General features: G+C 73.2%; 12 protein-coding genes. 6 read left to right on the top strand and 6 right to left on the bottom strand.

Features of this window, described 5'->3' with window-relative positions; genetic code table 11:
• Positions 1-59: 59 nt before the first annotated feature.
• The 3 genes from ACFVIM_RS24295 to ACFVIM_RS24285 all read right to left on the bottom strand — a co-directional run bounded on the left by ACFVIM_RS24295 (position 60) and on the right by ACFVIM_RS24285 (position 4162).
• Complete coding sequence (locus ACFVIM_RS24295) at positions 60-2510, bottom strand: ABC transporter permease (RefSeq protein ID WP_384304965.1); 2451 nt, start codon at positions 2508-2510, stop codon at positions 60-62.
• Positions 2507-3241, bottom strand: a complete 735-nt coding sequence (locus ACFVIM_RS24290) for an ABC transporter ATP-binding protein (protein ID WP_384304971.1) — start codon at positions 3239-3241, stop codon at positions 2507-2509. Before ACFVIM_RS24290 ends, ACFVIM_RS24295 begins: the two co-directional genes overlap by 4 nt.
• Positions 3242-3634: 393 nt before the next feature.
• Complete coding sequence (locus ACFVIM_RS24285; RefSeq protein ID WP_384304963.1) at positions 3635-4162, bottom strand: PadR family transcriptional regulator; 528 nt, start codon at positions 4160-4162, stop codon at positions 3635-3637.
• A gap of 331 nt (positions 4163-4493) precedes the next feature.
• On the opposite strand from ACFVIM_RS24285, the gene ACFVIM_RS24280 reads away from it, so the two are divergent.
• Entirely contained in the window at positions 4494-6290 is a 1797-nt protein-coding gene (locus tag ACFVIM_RS24280; RefSeq protein WP_384304960.1) for a carboxylesterase family protein, read from the top strand.
• Here ACFVIM_RS24280 and ACFVIM_RS24275 read toward each other — a convergent pair.
• Both ACFVIM_RS24275 and ACFVIM_RS24270 read right to left on the bottom strand, forming a co-directional pair.
• Positions 6253-7386 (bottom strand): aminotransferase class I/II-fold pyridoxal phosphate-dependent enzyme, encoded by a 1134-nt coding sequence (locus ACFVIM_RS24275; protein WP_384304958.1) that lies wholly within the window; start codon positions 7384-7386, stop codon positions 6253-6255. The two genes, ACFVIM_RS24280 and ACFVIM_RS24275, sit on opposite strands and share 38 nt — an antisense overlap.
• Positions 7383-8027, bottom strand: coding sequence for a transcriptional regulator (locus ACFVIM_RS24270; protein WP_384304956.1), 645 nt, complete (start codon positions 8025-8027; stop codon positions 7383-7385). The genes ACFVIM_RS24275 and ACFVIM_RS24270 overlap by 4 nt, the downstream gene beginning before the upstream one ends.
• 302 nt (positions 8028-8329) lie before the next feature.
• Here ACFVIM_RS24270 and ACFVIM_RS24265 point away from each other — a divergent pair, with 302 nt between their 5' ends.
• The 5 genes from ACFVIM_RS24265 (at position 8330) to ACFVIM_RS24245 (ending at position 13827) form a co-directional block, all read left to right on the top strand.
• Complete coding sequence (locus tag ACFVIM_RS24265; RefSeq protein ID WP_384304953.1) at positions 8330-9235, top strand: ABC transporter substrate-binding protein; 906 nt, start codon at positions 8330-8332, stop codon at positions 9233-9235.
• A complete protein-coding gene (locus ACFVIM_RS24260) occupies positions 9232-10341 on the top strand; it encodes an amino acid ABC transporter permease (RefSeq protein ID WP_384304950.1) in 1110 nt (369 codons plus the stop codon). The genes ACFVIM_RS24265 and ACFVIM_RS24260 overlap by 4 nt, the downstream gene beginning before the upstream one ends.
• 8 nt (positions 10342-10349) lie before the next feature.
• A complete protein-coding gene (locus ACFVIM_RS24255; RefSeq protein WP_384304968.1) occupies positions 10350-11111 on the top strand; it encodes an amino acid ABC transporter ATP-binding protein in 762 nt (253 codons plus the stop codon).
• Positions 11111-12706 carry an amidohydrolase family protein gene (locus ACFVIM_RS24250; protein WP_384304947.1) on the top strand — a complete coding sequence of 532 codons (1596 nt, stop codon included), beginning with the start codon at positions 11111-11113 and terminating at the stop codon, positions 12704-12706. The genes ACFVIM_RS24255 and ACFVIM_RS24250 overlap by 1 nt, the downstream gene beginning before the upstream one ends.
• 224 nt (positions 12707-12930) lie before the next feature.
• The gene (locus tag ACFVIM_RS24245; RefSeq protein WP_384304944.1) at positions 12931-13827 is read left to right on the top strand and encodes a serine hydrolase; all 897 of its coding nucleotides are present in this window, start codon (positions 12931-12933) and stop codon (positions 13825-13827) included.
• A 21-nt stretch (positions 13828-13848) separates the two neighbouring features.
• Here ACFVIM_RS24245 and ACFVIM_RS24240 read toward each other — a convergent pair whose 3' ends face one another.
• Positions 13849-14772 carry a LysR family transcriptional regulator gene (locus ACFVIM_RS24240; protein WP_384304941.1) on the bottom strand — a complete coding sequence of 308 codons (924 nt, stop codon included), beginning with the start codon at positions 14770-14772 and terminating at the stop codon, positions 13849-13851.
• Positions 14773-15060 lie beyond the last annotated feature (288 nt).

Below are 15060 nucleotides of genomic sequence, written 5' to 3'. Positions count from 1 at the left end.
ACGTACCACCAGGGCGGTACGGGAACGGCGGGCCCCGTTCGTACGGGCGGCGGGTACGGCTACTCCGTCCGCAGACCCTCCGGGCGCATCATCCGCCACAGGGACGGCAGGCTCAGCAGCGTCACCAGCGCGATGAGGGCGCCGCCGACGGCCGTGATCGGGAGGAAACCCCACCAGTCGGTGACGCGGGTGTCCACCATCCGCAGCAGCAGCACACCGAGACCCAGTCCCGCGCCGACCGACAGCGCCAGCCCCAGCAGCATGGGTACGGCCGTCTGCCACAGCACCGACCAGCTCAGGGTGGAACGCCGGGTGCCGAAGGCGACCAGCACCGCGAGCAGCCGGCGGCGGTCCCGGAGCTGTTCCAGGGTGGAGACCAGCAGGGAGACGGCGATCAGGACCATCGTCAGGGTCGCCCCGACGAAGACGCCCGTGCGCACGCTGGAGAACTTGTCGTCCAGCTCCGTCTCCTGGAGGGCGGTCACCGAGGCCAGCGGGCTGAGCCGGGCGGCGGCGTTGCGCACATGCTCCAGCGCGTCCGGGACCGAGGAGTCCAGCTGGATCAGCGTCCGGGCCGTGGGCTCCTCCAGCCGGTCGGCGTCCAGCGCGGACGGGGTCGCGAGGACCCCCGCGAAACGGCCGCCGACCGGGTCCGTCCGGTGCGCCACCACACGGGCGTCGGCGGGGATCCGCCACTGGGACGCGGCCGACGGCGCGCCCTTCTCCGGCGGCTCGGACAGGGCGATCACCGCACCCGGGCGCGGGGAGTAGGGGTAGAGCGGGCCCATCGGGTCCCTCTCCCGGACCACGAAGACATCACCGTCGGCGCAGGAGGGCAGCTGGGCCAGCTCCCGCAGCCCGGCGCAGTCGGCGACCGCGACCGCCGAGTAGGGGACGAAGCCGTCGGACTCCGGCGCGCCCACGCGGTAGAGACGGGCCTCCATCAGCCCCATCGCCCGGGTGACCCCCTTCGCCTTCTGGTACGCGGCGAAGGACGCGCGTCCCGCGTCGCCGTCCGCCACCGTGAGCGACGTGTCGACCTGGGCCCGCCGGGGATCCATACCGGTCGGCTTGACGAACTGGCCCTGGACCGAGCCGAACAGCATCTGGAGCGCGATGGCCCCCGCCGCCGCGACCACGATGCCGCTCACCGCGCGGGCGGCCGTACCGCTGCTGAGCTGGAGCCGCCGCATGGCGAGCTGCCAGGCGACCGGGCCGCCGTCGGCGCGGTTCACCACGGTCTCCACCAGCCACGGCAGCAGCAGGGTGAGGCCGACGAGCACCAGGATGGCGCCGAGGCCGATCTGGAACGAGTCGATCGAGGTGTCCCCGAGGGAGACGCCGCCCGCCTGTGCCGCCAGCAGCAGGGTGCCGACGACGGGAGCGGCCAGCCGCCACAGCAGACCACGGCGGCGCGGGCGCGCGTTGCGGACCACGCCCAGGGGCTCGATGGAGACCTGACGCAGGGCGAACACCGTCACCGCGACCGCCGCCGTCGGTACGGCCACGGCGATCAGCGTGCCCAGCACCGGGCTCGGGGCGATGTCCGACGGGAACGCGGTGATGTCCCAGATCCGCACCCGGTCCGCGAACTGGCGCCCCAGCAGGAAGAGGAGGCCACCGGTGAGCAGTCCGAGCACCGCCCCGGCGAGCGACTCACCGGCGGCGACCCTGCGGGTGGCCGCCCGGTCGGCGCCCACCAGCCGCAGCGCGGCCAGCCTCCGGTCGCGCTGTTCGCCGCCGAAGCGGGCCGCCGTACCGATGAAGACCGCCACCGGCATCAGCAGCGCGATACAGGCGATCAGGACGATGAGCAGCAGGATCCCGTTGAGCCCCTCACCGGGGGTGGCGTCCTTGCCGAACCCTTCGGCGCGGCCGCTCGCCGACTCCTCGGTGAGCTTCTGACCGGCGTAGTAGTGCAGCTCGTCGGGGCCGATCAGACCGGGCGCGCCGATGGTGGCCGTGATCCGCTGGGGCAGCCGCTCCCGCAGCAGTTTCCCGCCGGGGGAGCGCAGCAGTTCGCCCAGGGCGGGCGAGACGGCGATCTCACCGGGCCCCGGCAGCCGAGTCAGACCGGGCGGGGCGTCAGGCGTGCCCTCGCTGTCGTGGTGGACGAGCCTTCCGGTCACGGCGTTGCCCCGGAAGACCGTCCCGGTGTCCCGGAAGAGGAAGGAACCGGCCGTCGGCTGGTCCAGCGCGGTGGTGGCGACATCCCGGGCGGCCTTCCGGTCGTCCCGGTTCTCCAGCAGTCCTGGCAGGGAGGAGGCCAGCAGCAGCATGGCCACGCCGAGTCCCACCCCGAGGGCGGTGAGTCCGGTACGGGTCCAGCCGCGCCGCCCGCCCGCGACGGCGAACCGCAGCCCCAGGGCCAGATCACGGACCCAGCCACGGACACCGGGCGCACCGCCCCGGCCGGCCGGGGGGAACCCCGGCGGCGGGGCGGGCAGCGGGTCGGACGGGCCCGGTGTGATGCCCCGGGCGGCCCCGCCGGTCAGGGAGTTCCCGCTCACTGGGCCACCGCCGCGTCATACACCCGGCCGTCACGGACGATGACCTCGCGGTCCGAGTAGGCCGCGACCCGGGACTCATGGGTGACCAGCACGACGGCCGTGTCGCCCGAGCGGGCCGTGTCCGTCAGCAGTCGCATGACCCGCTCCCCGTTGAGGGAGTCCAGCGCGCCGGTCGGCTCGTCGGCGAAGACCACGCGGGGCGAGGTCACCAGGGCACGGGCGACCGCGACCCGCTGCCCCTGACCACCGGAGACCTCCCCGGGCCGCTGGTCGCCGACGTCGTCGACCTCCAGCCGGGCCAGCCACTCCCGCGCGGTCCGGTGCGCGTCCCCGCGTCGCACGCCCGCCAGTCGCAGGGGCAGCGCCACGTTCTCCAGACAGCTCAGCTCCGGCACGAGCTGGCCGAACTGGAAGACGAACCCGAACGCGTCCCGCCGCAGCGCGCTGCGCGCCGCGTCCGGCATCGTGGCCAGATCGCGACCCTGGTAGTCGATGGTCCCCGTGTCGGGGCGGATGATCCCGGCGAGACAGTGGAGCAGGGTGGACTTGCCCGAACCGGAGGGACCCATGATGGCCACCACCTCGCCGGTACGTATGGCGAAGGAGGCCCCGTCGAGCGCGGGGGTCCGCGCGTAGGTCTTGCGCAGCTCGCGGGCGGCGAGCAGCGGGGCACCACTGGTGGGGTGGATGCGACCGGTGCCGTCGTGCGGCTCGTCGTGGGTGCGGTACATGGAGTGCCTGTCGTCGGTGGCGCGGGGGCCGGGTGTACGGGTCATTCTCGCTGTGCGCTCCCTGTGGTAAATGGGGCGCATGTGGCGAGAGGGGTCAAGATGCTGTGCGCGATGCGCGGATCGCAGTCGTTCTAGATGTTTCAAGTCTTTTGTCTGATATCGGGCTTATGTATCGCTTGGTAGACGGGTTCCGCGGGGCGCGGTGGATGGCCGGCGCTCACGGGCCGGTCGGTGGTACGGAGGTGGGGGGCCGGGTGGCCGCGCCGTGGGCGGTGGTGGTCCGGGGTCCGGGACGGGGTGGGCTGGTGGTCCGGCGGGCGCCGCCCGCGCTGGGCGCACCCCTGGACCGGCTGTGCGCCGGTCGCGGTCGGCTTCCGGCTGCGGTGCGCCGGTTCAGTCCGCGGCGACCGCCCTGGCCAGCGCGTCCAGCCGGGCGGCGGTCAGCTCCAGCCAGCGCAGATCGGCCTCCAGATGGAAGAGCGCGTGGTCGCAGATGAGCTGGTGGGTCAGCTCCACGCCGCGCTTGCGGTCGGTCAGGACGCGCATCATCCGCAAGTGCTCGTGGCGCTGGGTATCGAGCACCTCGGCGGCGCCCCGGTCGGTGAGGAGGGCGATGACCACCTTGGTGTAGAGGACGGACTGGAGGTAGGGGTCGGGTTTCTCCGGCTGTGCCAGCCACTGCCCCACCTCGGTGATCCCCGCCTCGGTGACGGCGTAGCGCTTACGGTCGGGGCCGCCGCTCGCCTCGACGCCGTCGAGCTCGACGCGCCCGTTCCTGAGCAGGCGTGACATGGTCGCGTACACCTGCCCGTACGGCAGGCGACGGTCATGCCCGAAGTGAACGTCGAAGGTGCGTTTGAGGTCATAGCCATGGCGGGGGCCTGACTCCAGGAGTCCTAGGAGGGTGTGGCCGATGGACATGTGACGACTATACATGGTGTGTATACACCTGATGTATAGCTCGGCCTGGCGGTCCGGCTCGCGGCCCGGCGGCCTGGCTCGTGGTCCGGCTCGCGGCCCGACGGTCTGATGGTCCGGGGGCTTCGCGGCCTCGCGGTCCGGCGGTCCGGGGCGTCGCCGTCCGGGGCCTCGGGGCAGACGAGCGAGGTCGTGCGGCGCGCCGGAGGGGGCGGCCCGTGCCGATCCCCCTTCGCCGGTTCGTACCCGCGCCTCCGGTCCACTCCGGTGATCCACGGGCCCCGACCGGCCTGTCGTACCGGCGCCGTCCCCGGGCCGTACCGATGCTGAGCCCATGCGACGTTCCGGTGCGGTGGTCCTGACCGTGCTCCTCCTCCTGACCGGCGGCTGCGGCGACGGGGGCGGGGCGGCCCGGTCCGCGCACGACGCTCCGGCGCCGCTGACCGTGACCACCACCAGCGGCACCCTCCATGGCAGGTCCGTCGGCTCCGTCCATGAGTTCACCGGTGTCCGCTACGCCCTCGCCCCGACCGGCGACCGCCGCTGGGCCCTGCCCCACCCCGTCCGCCCTGCCACCGCCCGGAGCGCCCCTGCGCCGCCCGGCGCCGACGGTACGGAGGGGCCCGCGCCGACAGCCCGTGTCCCCGCCCTGCCCGCTCCGGCCGCTTCGCGTCCCATCAGCCCGTCCGGACCGCCTGGTTCCACCGCCGGGCCTGGCTCCGCCGCTCCGTCCGCTCCGCCCGGACCGCGCTGCCCCCAGGCCCCCTCGCTCCCCGGTGCCCAGCCCTCCACCACCGAGGACTGCCTCTTCCTCCATGTCACCGCGCCGGGCTCACGGCGGGCGGGGGAGCGGTTGCCGGTCATGGTCTGGTGGCACGGCGGCGGCTTCATCAGCGGCTCCGGCGGCGACTACGGGGCACGGCGGCTGGTCGAACGGGGCCGGGTCGTGGTCATCACCGTCAACTACCGGCTGGGCGTCCTCGGCTACTTCGGGCTCCCCGGCCTCAAGGACTCCGGTTCCTTCGGCTTCGCCGACCAGCTCGCCTCCGTGCGCTGGGCCCAGCGGAACGCGGCCGTCTTCGGCGGCGACCCCGACAACATCACCGTCTTCGGCCAGTCGGCCGGAGCCATGTCCGCCTGTGCCCTGCTGACCTCCCCGCACGCCCGTGACCTGGTCGACAAGGTGATCCTGATGTCGGGTTCCTGTCTGCTGGAGTGGCCCGCCGGGGCCTTCTACCCCGACTCCCCGCCCCAGACCCCCTATGTGCCCGTGGCCGAGGACCGCTCCCAGGGGGCCGGGGCCGCCCGGCGGCTCGGCTGCCACGGGCCGGACACCCTCGCCTGTATGCGGGACAAACCGGTGCCGGAGCTGCTCAGGGTCGACAACTCGGTGGCCGACCATCTCGCCCAGGGCACCGAGCTGGTGCCCGGCGATCCGGCACGCGCGCTGCGCGAGGGCCGCTTCGCACGGATCCCGGTGCTGGCCGGGGGGACCCGGGACGAGGCCCGCACCTTCGTGGCCGGAGCCCTTCGGGTGAGCCGGACCCGGGTGACGGACACCGGCTACTCGGAGCTGCTCCGTACCGCCTTCGGCACCCGCGCGCCCGCCGTGGCCGGGCGCTATCCGGTGGGGAAGTACCCTTCACCCGCGCTCGCCTGGGCCACGGTTGTCACGGACTCCGGCTGGGCCTGCCCCACCCTCGCCGCGCAGCGCGCCCTGGCCGCCCACACCACGGTCTACGGCTACGAGTTCGCCGACACCACCGCCCCCGATGTCACCGGGGTGCGCCTCCCCGGGCTGCCGCAGGGCGCCGGACACGCCTCCGACCTGCCCTACCTCTTCGATCTCGGCGGACATGACCTCCTGACCACCTCCGCCCAGCGGGCCCTGTCCCACCGGATGATCGACTACATCACCTCCTTCGCCCGCGACGGCCGTCCGGCATCGCCCGATGGGCCCCGGTGGCCGAAGGCGACCCCCACCGCCACCACGGCCCTGCGCCTCGCCCCCGGCCGGATCGCCCCGACCGATCTCTCCCGTGAACACCACTGCGATTTCTGGTCGGTCCCGGCGGCCGGGGGGAGGGGCGGGGTCACCGCCGCTTCTCCAGCCAGTCGCCGAACGCGGTGAGTCCGGCCTCCGGGTCCCGGCGGCCGACACCGACGCGGAAGCGGTCGGTGGGCGTCGCAGTCAGCTCCGAGCGGAAGACGCTCGCGGGCAGCAGCAGCACCCCGGCCTCCTCGACCAGCGAGGCACAGAACTCCTCCACCCCTTCGGGGCCCCGGTACCGGGGGTAGGCGACACAGCCGCCGTCGGGCGCCCGCCAGTCGAAGAGATCGGCGAAGCGGTCGAAGAACGCGTCGAACACCGGCAGGTTCGCGGCTATCAGCTCCCTGTTGCGGGCCAGGATCGTGGTGCGGGCCTTGAGGGCGATCCGGGCGAGGGCCTCGCTCGGAGCCGCGTTGCAGATGCTGGTGTAGTGCTTGGCGCGCTCCAGCCGGGACAGCAGCTCCCGGTCCCGGCAGGTGATCCAGCCGACCCGGAGCCCGGGCAGCCCCAGCGACTTGGACGTCACGTTGAGCGAGAGGGCGCGCTCGGAGAGGTCGGCGGCCTGGGGGAGGGTACGGGCCGGGTCCCGCTCCAGGCCCCGGTAGACCTCGTCGCTGAAGAGATGGATGCCCCGCTCGTCACAGAGCCGGGCCAGCGCGGTGAAGTCGGCGGCGTCGATGACCTTGCCGGTGGGGTTGTTGGGGAAGTTCACCGACACCACGCGTGTGGTCGGCCGCAGGGCCGCCTCGATCTCCCCGAGGTCCAGCGCCCAGTCCCGCCCGGGGTCCAGGGCGACGCCCGTCACCTCGCAGAGCGACAGCGGCACGGTCTCGGCCGCCTGGTAGTTCGGGGTCACCACCACCGCGTGGTCCCCGGGCCCGAGCAGCACCCGCATCGCGAGATAGAGGCCCTCCTCGGCCCCGGCGAAGCAGAGGACGTCGTCCGCCGTCGCCTCCGCGTACATCTCCGCGATCACCTCACGCAGCGCGGGGTCGCCGAACGTCGGTGTGTACCCCAGCGCGAGGTCCTCGAAGGCCCGCCGGTCCTCGTCGTCGCCCAGTGCGAGCAGTTCGCGCAGCGTCATCGTCTCGACGTCGGAGGCCGTCAGATGGTGACGGGCGGTGAACTCCCAGCGGGAGAAGTGCGTCTCCAGCCGGAAGTCGGGGAGCTGGGTCATGGTGTGGTCCTCTGGGCTCTGTGCTCGGCGAGCAGCGCGTAGACGGTGGAGCGGGAGGCGTGCAGCGCCCCGGCGACGACCGGTGTGGCCCGGCGGACCGAGAAGATCCCGGCCTCGTCCAGCCGGCCGACGAGTGCGAGCCGGTCCTCGCGGCCCAGCCGCTCGACGGGTCGGCCGTGGTCGCGGACATAGCCGCCGACGATGAACTGGATCCGCTCGGTCCAGTCCTGCTCGAAGAGTGGTTCGGGCCGGGGCGCGGTCGGGGCGCCGAACGCGCTGAGTATGGCCACGGCCCGCTCCAGCGGGGTGCGGTCGAGATTGACACAGAGCACCGCCGAGGGATCCCCCGCGTCATCGCGCAGCACCGCGCTGACCGAGGAGAGGCGCCGCCCGTCCGCCAGGACCTTCTCATACGGTCCGTACACATCCCGGCCGGAGGGGTCGAGCTCCTCCAACTCCCCGAGCAGGGAAGGATCCCCGACCGCCCGGGGCGATATCGGGTTCCAGACGCCCAGCACCCGGTCCCGGCCCGCGTCGTGCAGCACCACTTCGGCATAGGGCCCGAGCAGCAGGGCGACGGCTCGGCACACGGGGTCCCACATCCACACCCGGGGGTCGTGCTCGACGACTTCTCTCTCCATATCTGGACTGTACGTCCAATCTGGACGCACAGTCCAGATCTTTTTCGCTCTGTTTTCCCGGTCCCGTTTCCCGGTCCCGGCCTCCAGCCCCGCCTCTCTGCCCAAGAGCCCCTGCCCAAGAGCCCCCTGCCCAAGACCTGCTCTCCCCACCCCCTGGTCCGATCTCCGGCCCCGCCTCCCGGCCCCCGCCGCCCGAGCATCACCTTTCTCGATGCTCAGGCATGAATAGCTTCATCATCTTCCGCTCACCGCCGATCCGCTGCCAGCATCGGCCCACATCACCGCGTGAGGGAGGGATTCCGATGGGTCTCCGACGTCTGTACCCACTGGCGGCCGCCATGGTGGTGGTCGCGCTGGCGGCCACCGGCTGTGGGCGTTCCGTGCAGCAGGGCCAGGAGGGCGGCGCTCCGAGGGGAGCCGCGAGCGCGGACGCGGGCACGTCCGCCACCGCGCTGCTCCCCGACGAGCACCGCGAGAAGGGAGTGCTGCGCGTGGCCACCGCCGTGGGCTATCCACCGATGGAGATGTACAAGCCCGGCTCGCGCGAGCTGACCGGTGTGGACCCCGATCTGGCGCGGGCCCTCGCCGACCGGCTCGGGCTCCGCCTCGAACTGGTCAACGCCGCCTTCGACGGGCTCATCCCGGGGCTGAACTCGGGCCGGTTCGACCTGGTCATGTCCTCCATGACCGACAGCCCCCAGCGTCGTCGGGCCGTCGACTTCGTGGACTACTTCCGCACGGGCGGCGTGGTCATGACAGCGAAGGGCAATCCCGAGAACATCGCCTCCCTCGCCGATCTCTGCGGACACCCGGTCGTCCTGGCCAAGGGCAGCTCCAACCTGGAGATCGGCACACGGCAGAACGCCGAGTGCGCCACGAAGATGCGGATCTCCCAGAGCGAGGACGCGCCGACCGGTCTGCTCCAGCTCGACAGCGGCCGCGCCGTCGCGACCATCGTCGACTATCCCGTCGCGCAGTTGTTCGCGGCGAAGAACGCGGGGTACGAGGTGCTGCCGAAGCAGTACGGCACCGCGCCCTGGGGGATCGCCGTGGCCAAGGGCCAGAGCGGGTTGCGCGACGCCGTACAGCGGGCGCTCCAGGACCTCATCGATGACGGCGGCTACCGGAAGATCCTCGACCGCTACGGCGTCGGCGGTAGCGCGGTCTCCCGGGCCACCGTCAACGACGGTCAGGGAGGGCGGGGGTGAGCGTCTCCCTCACGGCGCACGACCCGGCGCCCCGCTCCCCGTCGGGGGAGCCCGGCGGGGAACCGTCCCTGCGTCTGGTCCGCCGCCCCCGCCCCGGGCGCTGGCTCGCCATCGCCGTCGCCGTCTTCGGCGCGGCCTGGATCGCGTACACGGTCATCGTCAATCCGCACCTCCACTGGGACATCGTCGCCCAGTACCAGTTCGACGCGGTGATCCTGGCGGGCCTGTGGGTGACGGTCCAGCTCACCCTCGTCTCGATGGCCGTCGGCGTCGCCATCGGTGTGCTCGTCGCCGTGATGCAGCTCTCCGAGAGCCCGGTGCTGCGCGCCACGGCGAGCGCCTACACCTGGTTCTTCCGGGGGACGCCCCTGCTGGTCCAGCTCATCTTCTGGTTCAATCTCGCCCTGCTCTTCCCGGTGATCGGGATCGGTGTCCCCTTCGACGGCCCCAAACTCGTCGAGTGGCAGACCAACCAGGTCATCACCGGCTTCGTCGCCGCGCTCCTGGGGCTCTCCATCAACGAGGGCGCCTACATGGCCGAGATCGTCCGCGCGGGCATCCAGAGCGTCGACCCCGGGCAGCGCGAGGCGGGCGCCTCCCTCGGTATGTCGAACCGCCAGGTTCTGCGGCGGGTCGTCCTCCCGCAGGCCATGCGGGTCATCATCCCGCCGTTCGGCAACCAGTTCGTCTCCATGCTGAAGACCACCTCCCTGGTCTCGGTCATCGCCGGAGCCGATCTGATGACGGTCTCCCAGCATCTCTACCTCGCCAACTTCGAGGTGATCGCGCTGCTGATGGTGGCCTCCATCTGGTACTTGGTGCTCACCACCGTCGCCAGCGTGGCCCAGCACGCCATCGAGCGCCGCTACCGTCCCGGCGGTCCGCCCCTGCGCCGCAGGGTGCTCACCCATCTCCGGCCGGGACGGAGCGCACCCGACCGTACGACGGCGGACCGCATCGCACCCGACCGTAGGGCGGCCGAGCGTACGGCGGCCGATGGGACCATCCCCGACCACACCACCCCGGCCGCCCCGACCGCGGCCGAGCGTCAGAACGCGCAGCCCCCCGGCTCGACCGGCCGGGACGGACAGGAGGAGTCCGCGTGACCGCCACCGTGCTCAGCGCCCGCGCCGTGCGCAAGCGCTTCGGCGACACCGAGGTTCTCAAGGGGGTCGACCTCGACGTACGGGCGGGGGAGGTGCTCTGTGTCATCGGCCCCTCCGGCTCCGGCAAGTCCACCCTGCTGCGCTGTCTCAACCTCCTGGAGTCCATCGACTCCGGGTACGTACGGGTCGACGGCGAACTCCTCGGCTACGAGGAGCACGGCACCTCGGGCACCGCCGTACGGGAACGGCGGCCACGCGACATCAGCGGACAACGGGCCCGCATCGGCATGGTCTTCCAGCGCTTCCACCTCTTCCCGCACCGCAGCGCACTGCACAACGTCATGGAGGGCCCGCTCATCGTCCAGCGCGCGCCCCGCGCACGCGCCGAGGCGCGCGCCCGGGAACTGCTGGCCCGCGTCGGACTCGCCGACCACGCCGACCACTACCCCGCGCAGCTCTCCGGGGGCCAGCAGCAGCGGGTCGCCATCGCACGGGCGCTGGCCATGGACCCCACGGTGATGCTCTGCGACGAACCGACCTCCGCACTCGACCCCGAACTCGTCGGCGAGGTCCTCGGCGTCCTGCGCGACCTGGCCCGTGGCGGGATGACCATGGTCGTGGTCACCCATGAGATGGCGTTCGCCCGCGAGGTCGCCGACCGTGTCCTGTTCATGGACCAGGGCGCCGTCGTGGAGTCGGGGCACCCCGCCGACCTGTTCACCGCCCCGCGCCATGAGCGCACCCGGGCCTTCCTGTCGACGGTGCTGTGATGACGTACGACCTCATCGTCCGCGGCGGCACCCTGGTCGACGGCACCGGCGCGCCACCCAGGGAGGCGGACATCGCCGTCAGTGGCGGACGGATCGTGCTCCTGCGCCCCGGACGCCCCCGGCGGGCGGCCGAGGTCATCGACGCCACCGGCCGTGCCGTCGCCCCCGGCTTCATCGACGTCCACACCCACTCCGACGCGCTCGCCGCCGTCGCCGACCCGCCTCCCGCCGCCCTGGGACTCGCACCCCTGCTCCAGGGCGTCACCACGGAGATCGCCGGGAACTGCGGCATCAGCCTCTTCCCGGCCCTCCCGGAGCGCCGCGCCGAACTCGCCGAACACCTCCGTGTCACGTTCGGCCTCGGCCCGCTCGCGCCGGGCGCCGACATGGACGCCTTCGCCGCGGCACAGGACCCGGCCCGCCGCGCCACGCACATCGCCTCGCTCGTGGGACACGGCACCCTGCGCGCCGGAGTCATGGGCTTCGACGCCCGGCCACCGGATTCCGGCGAACTGCGCGCCATGTGCGCCCTGCTGGACCGCGCGCTGACCGAGGGCGCGGCCGGGCTCTCCACCGGTCTCATCTACCCGCCGGGCGGTTACGCGGCGACCGAGGAGATCGTGGCGCTCGCGACCGTGGCCGCCCGTCACGGCAAGCCGTATGTGACCCATCTACGGGATGAGATGTCCCAGGTGGAGGCCGCCCTCGAGGAGGCCCTGGACATCGCCGTCCGCTCCGGCGCGCCCCTTCAGGTCTCGCACCACAAGACGGCGGGCCGCCACGGCTGGGGCGCCACCCTGCGGACGCTGCCCCGGCTGGAGCGGGCCCGCGCCGACGGCGTGGACGTCCTGTGCGACGTGTACCCGTACACGGCGGGCAGCACCGTGCTCCACGCGATGCTGCCGCCCTGGGTGACCGAGGGAGGGATCACCGCCCTGCTGGGGCGGCTGGGCGGGGCCGGTGTACGCGAGCGGATCAGGGCGGACATCACCCAGGGCGTCCCCGGCTGGGAGAACACCGTCGGCAACGGTGGCTGGGAGCTGATCGGGGTGGCCGCCGCGCCCCGCCACCAGGAGGTGGAGGGCCGGCGGATCGCCGACCTGGCCGCCGCGCGCGGCGCCGACCCCGTGGACTATGTCTGCGATCTCCTGCTGGCCGAACACGGTGAGGTCACCATCATCAGCCACTCCATGCGCGAGGACGACGTCCGCCGCGTCCTCACCAGCCCCCTCTCGATGATCGGCTCCGACGGGGTCCCCAAACCCGGTCGCCCCCACCCCCGGTGGGCGGGCACCTTCGCCCGGGTGCTCGGCCACTACGGCCGGGCGGAGGGGCTGTTGCCGCTGGAGACCGCGGTACACAAGATGACGGGTCTGCCCGCCCGCCGTTTCGGTCTCACCGCCCGTGGCGTCCTGCGCGACGGCGCCCACGCCGACCTCGTCGTCTTCGATCCCGCCACCATCCGCGACACCGCCACCTTCGCCGACCCCCTCCGGCCCCCGGAGGGACTCCACACCGTCGTCGTGGCGGGCACGGTGGCCGTCCGCGACGGCCACCCCACCGCCGCCCGCGCGGGCACCGTGCTGCGTGTGTGACGGCGTGCCGCGCGCCCCTTAGGTGACGTGTCCGCCGCACCACAAGGAGGCGTGTTCACAGACGCGTGTTCACAGACGCCCGTGAGAAGACGCGTGTTCACGAAGGTGTGCGGGAGGGCGTGCCCGAGAAGAAGTGTTCAGCGAGTGGACACCGCACACCACCGCGACGACGGCCCAGCCCCACACCCGCCCCCGGGCGGTACGGATGACAAGGAGATACGACGATGGTGACCCCGCACCCAGGCCCTCGCCCCCACGTCGGCGGCACGGACCTGGAGGAGGTGACGGCGGCGGTACGGCGGCGCTCCGTACCGCTGACGCTGACGATGTGCGCCGTCGACGTCGACGGCGGTGACAGCACCGGCCATGACGACGGTGTGGTGGTGCCGGTCGCGTCCGCCGCCAAGCTGCTGCTCCTCGCCGAGGTGGCGCGGCGGCTGGAGACGGGCGAGCTGGGCGCGGACGAACCGGTGCCGCTCACCGCCGAGGACACCGTCCACGGCACCGGGCTGATCCACCGGCTGAGCGGACAGGTGTGGACGGTCGGGGACCTGTGCTGGCTGACCGCGTCGGTCAGCGACAACACCGCCACCAACGCCCTGCTGCGGCTGGTGGGCCGCACCGCGACCAGCGCACTGGCCGAACGCCTCGGCGCGGGCGGCCTGGTCATCCACGACCGGGTCCGCGACGAGCGGGGTACGTCCCAGCGGCCGGAGGTGCCCCCGCTCTTCGCCACCGGCACCGCCCGGGACCTCGCGGCGATCGTGGCCCACGCCGCACGCGACACCCTGCACTCGCCCGGGACCTCGGGCCGGCTCCTGCGCTGGATGTACGCCAACACCGACCACACCCTCGTGCCCGCGCTGCTCGCCCACGACCCGTACGCGCCCGGCTTCCCCACACCGCCGCCCGGTGGTCTGCTCGTCGCCAACAAGACCGGGACCGATCCCGGGGTCCGCGCCGACGCGGGACTCCTGCTGGGCGCGCGCCGCGTCGCGTACGCGGTGGTGGCGCACTGGGACACGGCGCTGGGGCCGGAGGCCGAACGCGCCGCCGTCCACGCGATCCGGGAGGTCGGCCAGGCCCTCGGCGCACTGGCCCTGCGGCCCGCCGGACGATGAGCGGTCGGGGTCGCCGCGAGGTCAGACCCGGTACGGCTCCAGGAGCGTGCTGACCTCGGCGGCGGCCGACCGCAGCTCGGTGAGGAACGCGCGCAGCAGCGGGTTCTGGTTCGTCGCCCGGGTCGCGACCCCGATCCTGCGGTGCAGCCGCGGATGGTCGAGACGGCAGACCCGCACCCCCGCCGTATCACCGAGCCCCAGCGCCGGGACGAGCGCGATCCCCATACCCGCGCGGGCCAGGTTGATGGTCACCTGATAGTGGTCACTGCGGCAGCGGACCCGGGGCAGAAAGCCCTCGGCGGCACAGGCGCGCTCCAGCACCGGCTCACCCGTGTCCCCGCCCCGGGTGCCGATCCAGGTCTCGCCCTCCAGCGCGGCCAGCCGCACCGGGGTCCCGCGGCCGAGCCGGTGCCCCGGCCCGACCACCACCAGCGGTGGCTCGTCGAAGAGCATCTCCACGTCCACGGCCGCCTGACGGCACCAGGGGTCCAGGGGGTGCTCGAAGACGACGGCCGCGTCCAGGGTGCCCGACTCCAGGTCCGGCACCAATTCGTGCGGCTGCCCCAGGATCAGCTCCAGCTCCACATGCGGCCGCCGGGTGGCGAACGCCGAGAGCGCCCGTGGCAGCAGCTCCAGACCGGACGAGGCGAAGAAGCCGAGTCGCAGCACCCCCGCCTCACCGGCGGCGTGCCCCCGTGCCTCGTCCCGGGCCTCCGCCATCAGATCGGCGATGGCCTGCGCGTGTTCGGCGAGCCGCTGCCCGGCCGCCGTCAGCCGCAGGCTCTGCGGCGCGCGCTCGACCAGCGCCACCCCCAGCTCCTGCTCCAGCCGCGCCAACTGGTGGGAGACGGCGGAGGGGCTCAGGTGCAGCGTCCGCGCGGCCGCCACGATGCTGCCCCGGCGCGCGATCTCCAGCAGGACGAGCAGCCGGGCACTGTTCAACATCGGGCCAGCTTAGGGCCGGCCCGTCCGATGGATCCCGCCGGGTTCACGTGCCCTGCGCCTGCCCCCTGCGGCCCGGGAGGGGCCACCCCTGGGCCACGCCTGATCCTGGTACCCAGGGGACAGACCCCGCCTCCTGGCCCGGCCTGATCCGTCGGAGACACCTGACGAGCCCCCGCTCTCCGGTCACCCCGTGACCGTACGCGCCGGACCGTCACGTACCCCACCGTCGTACGGTGCGCCCGGGGCCGGCCCGCGCGCGGTGTGCCGGGGTGGGGCGGCAGGCGCCGG

The organism is Streptomyces sp. NPDC057638, assembly GCF_042800315.1.
In the GTDB taxonomy this organism is placed as follows: domain Bacteria; phylum Actinomycetota; class Actinomycetes; order Streptomycetales; family Streptomycetaceae; genus Streptomyces.
This window is presented reverse-complemented; position numbering and strand designations above follow the sequence as displayed.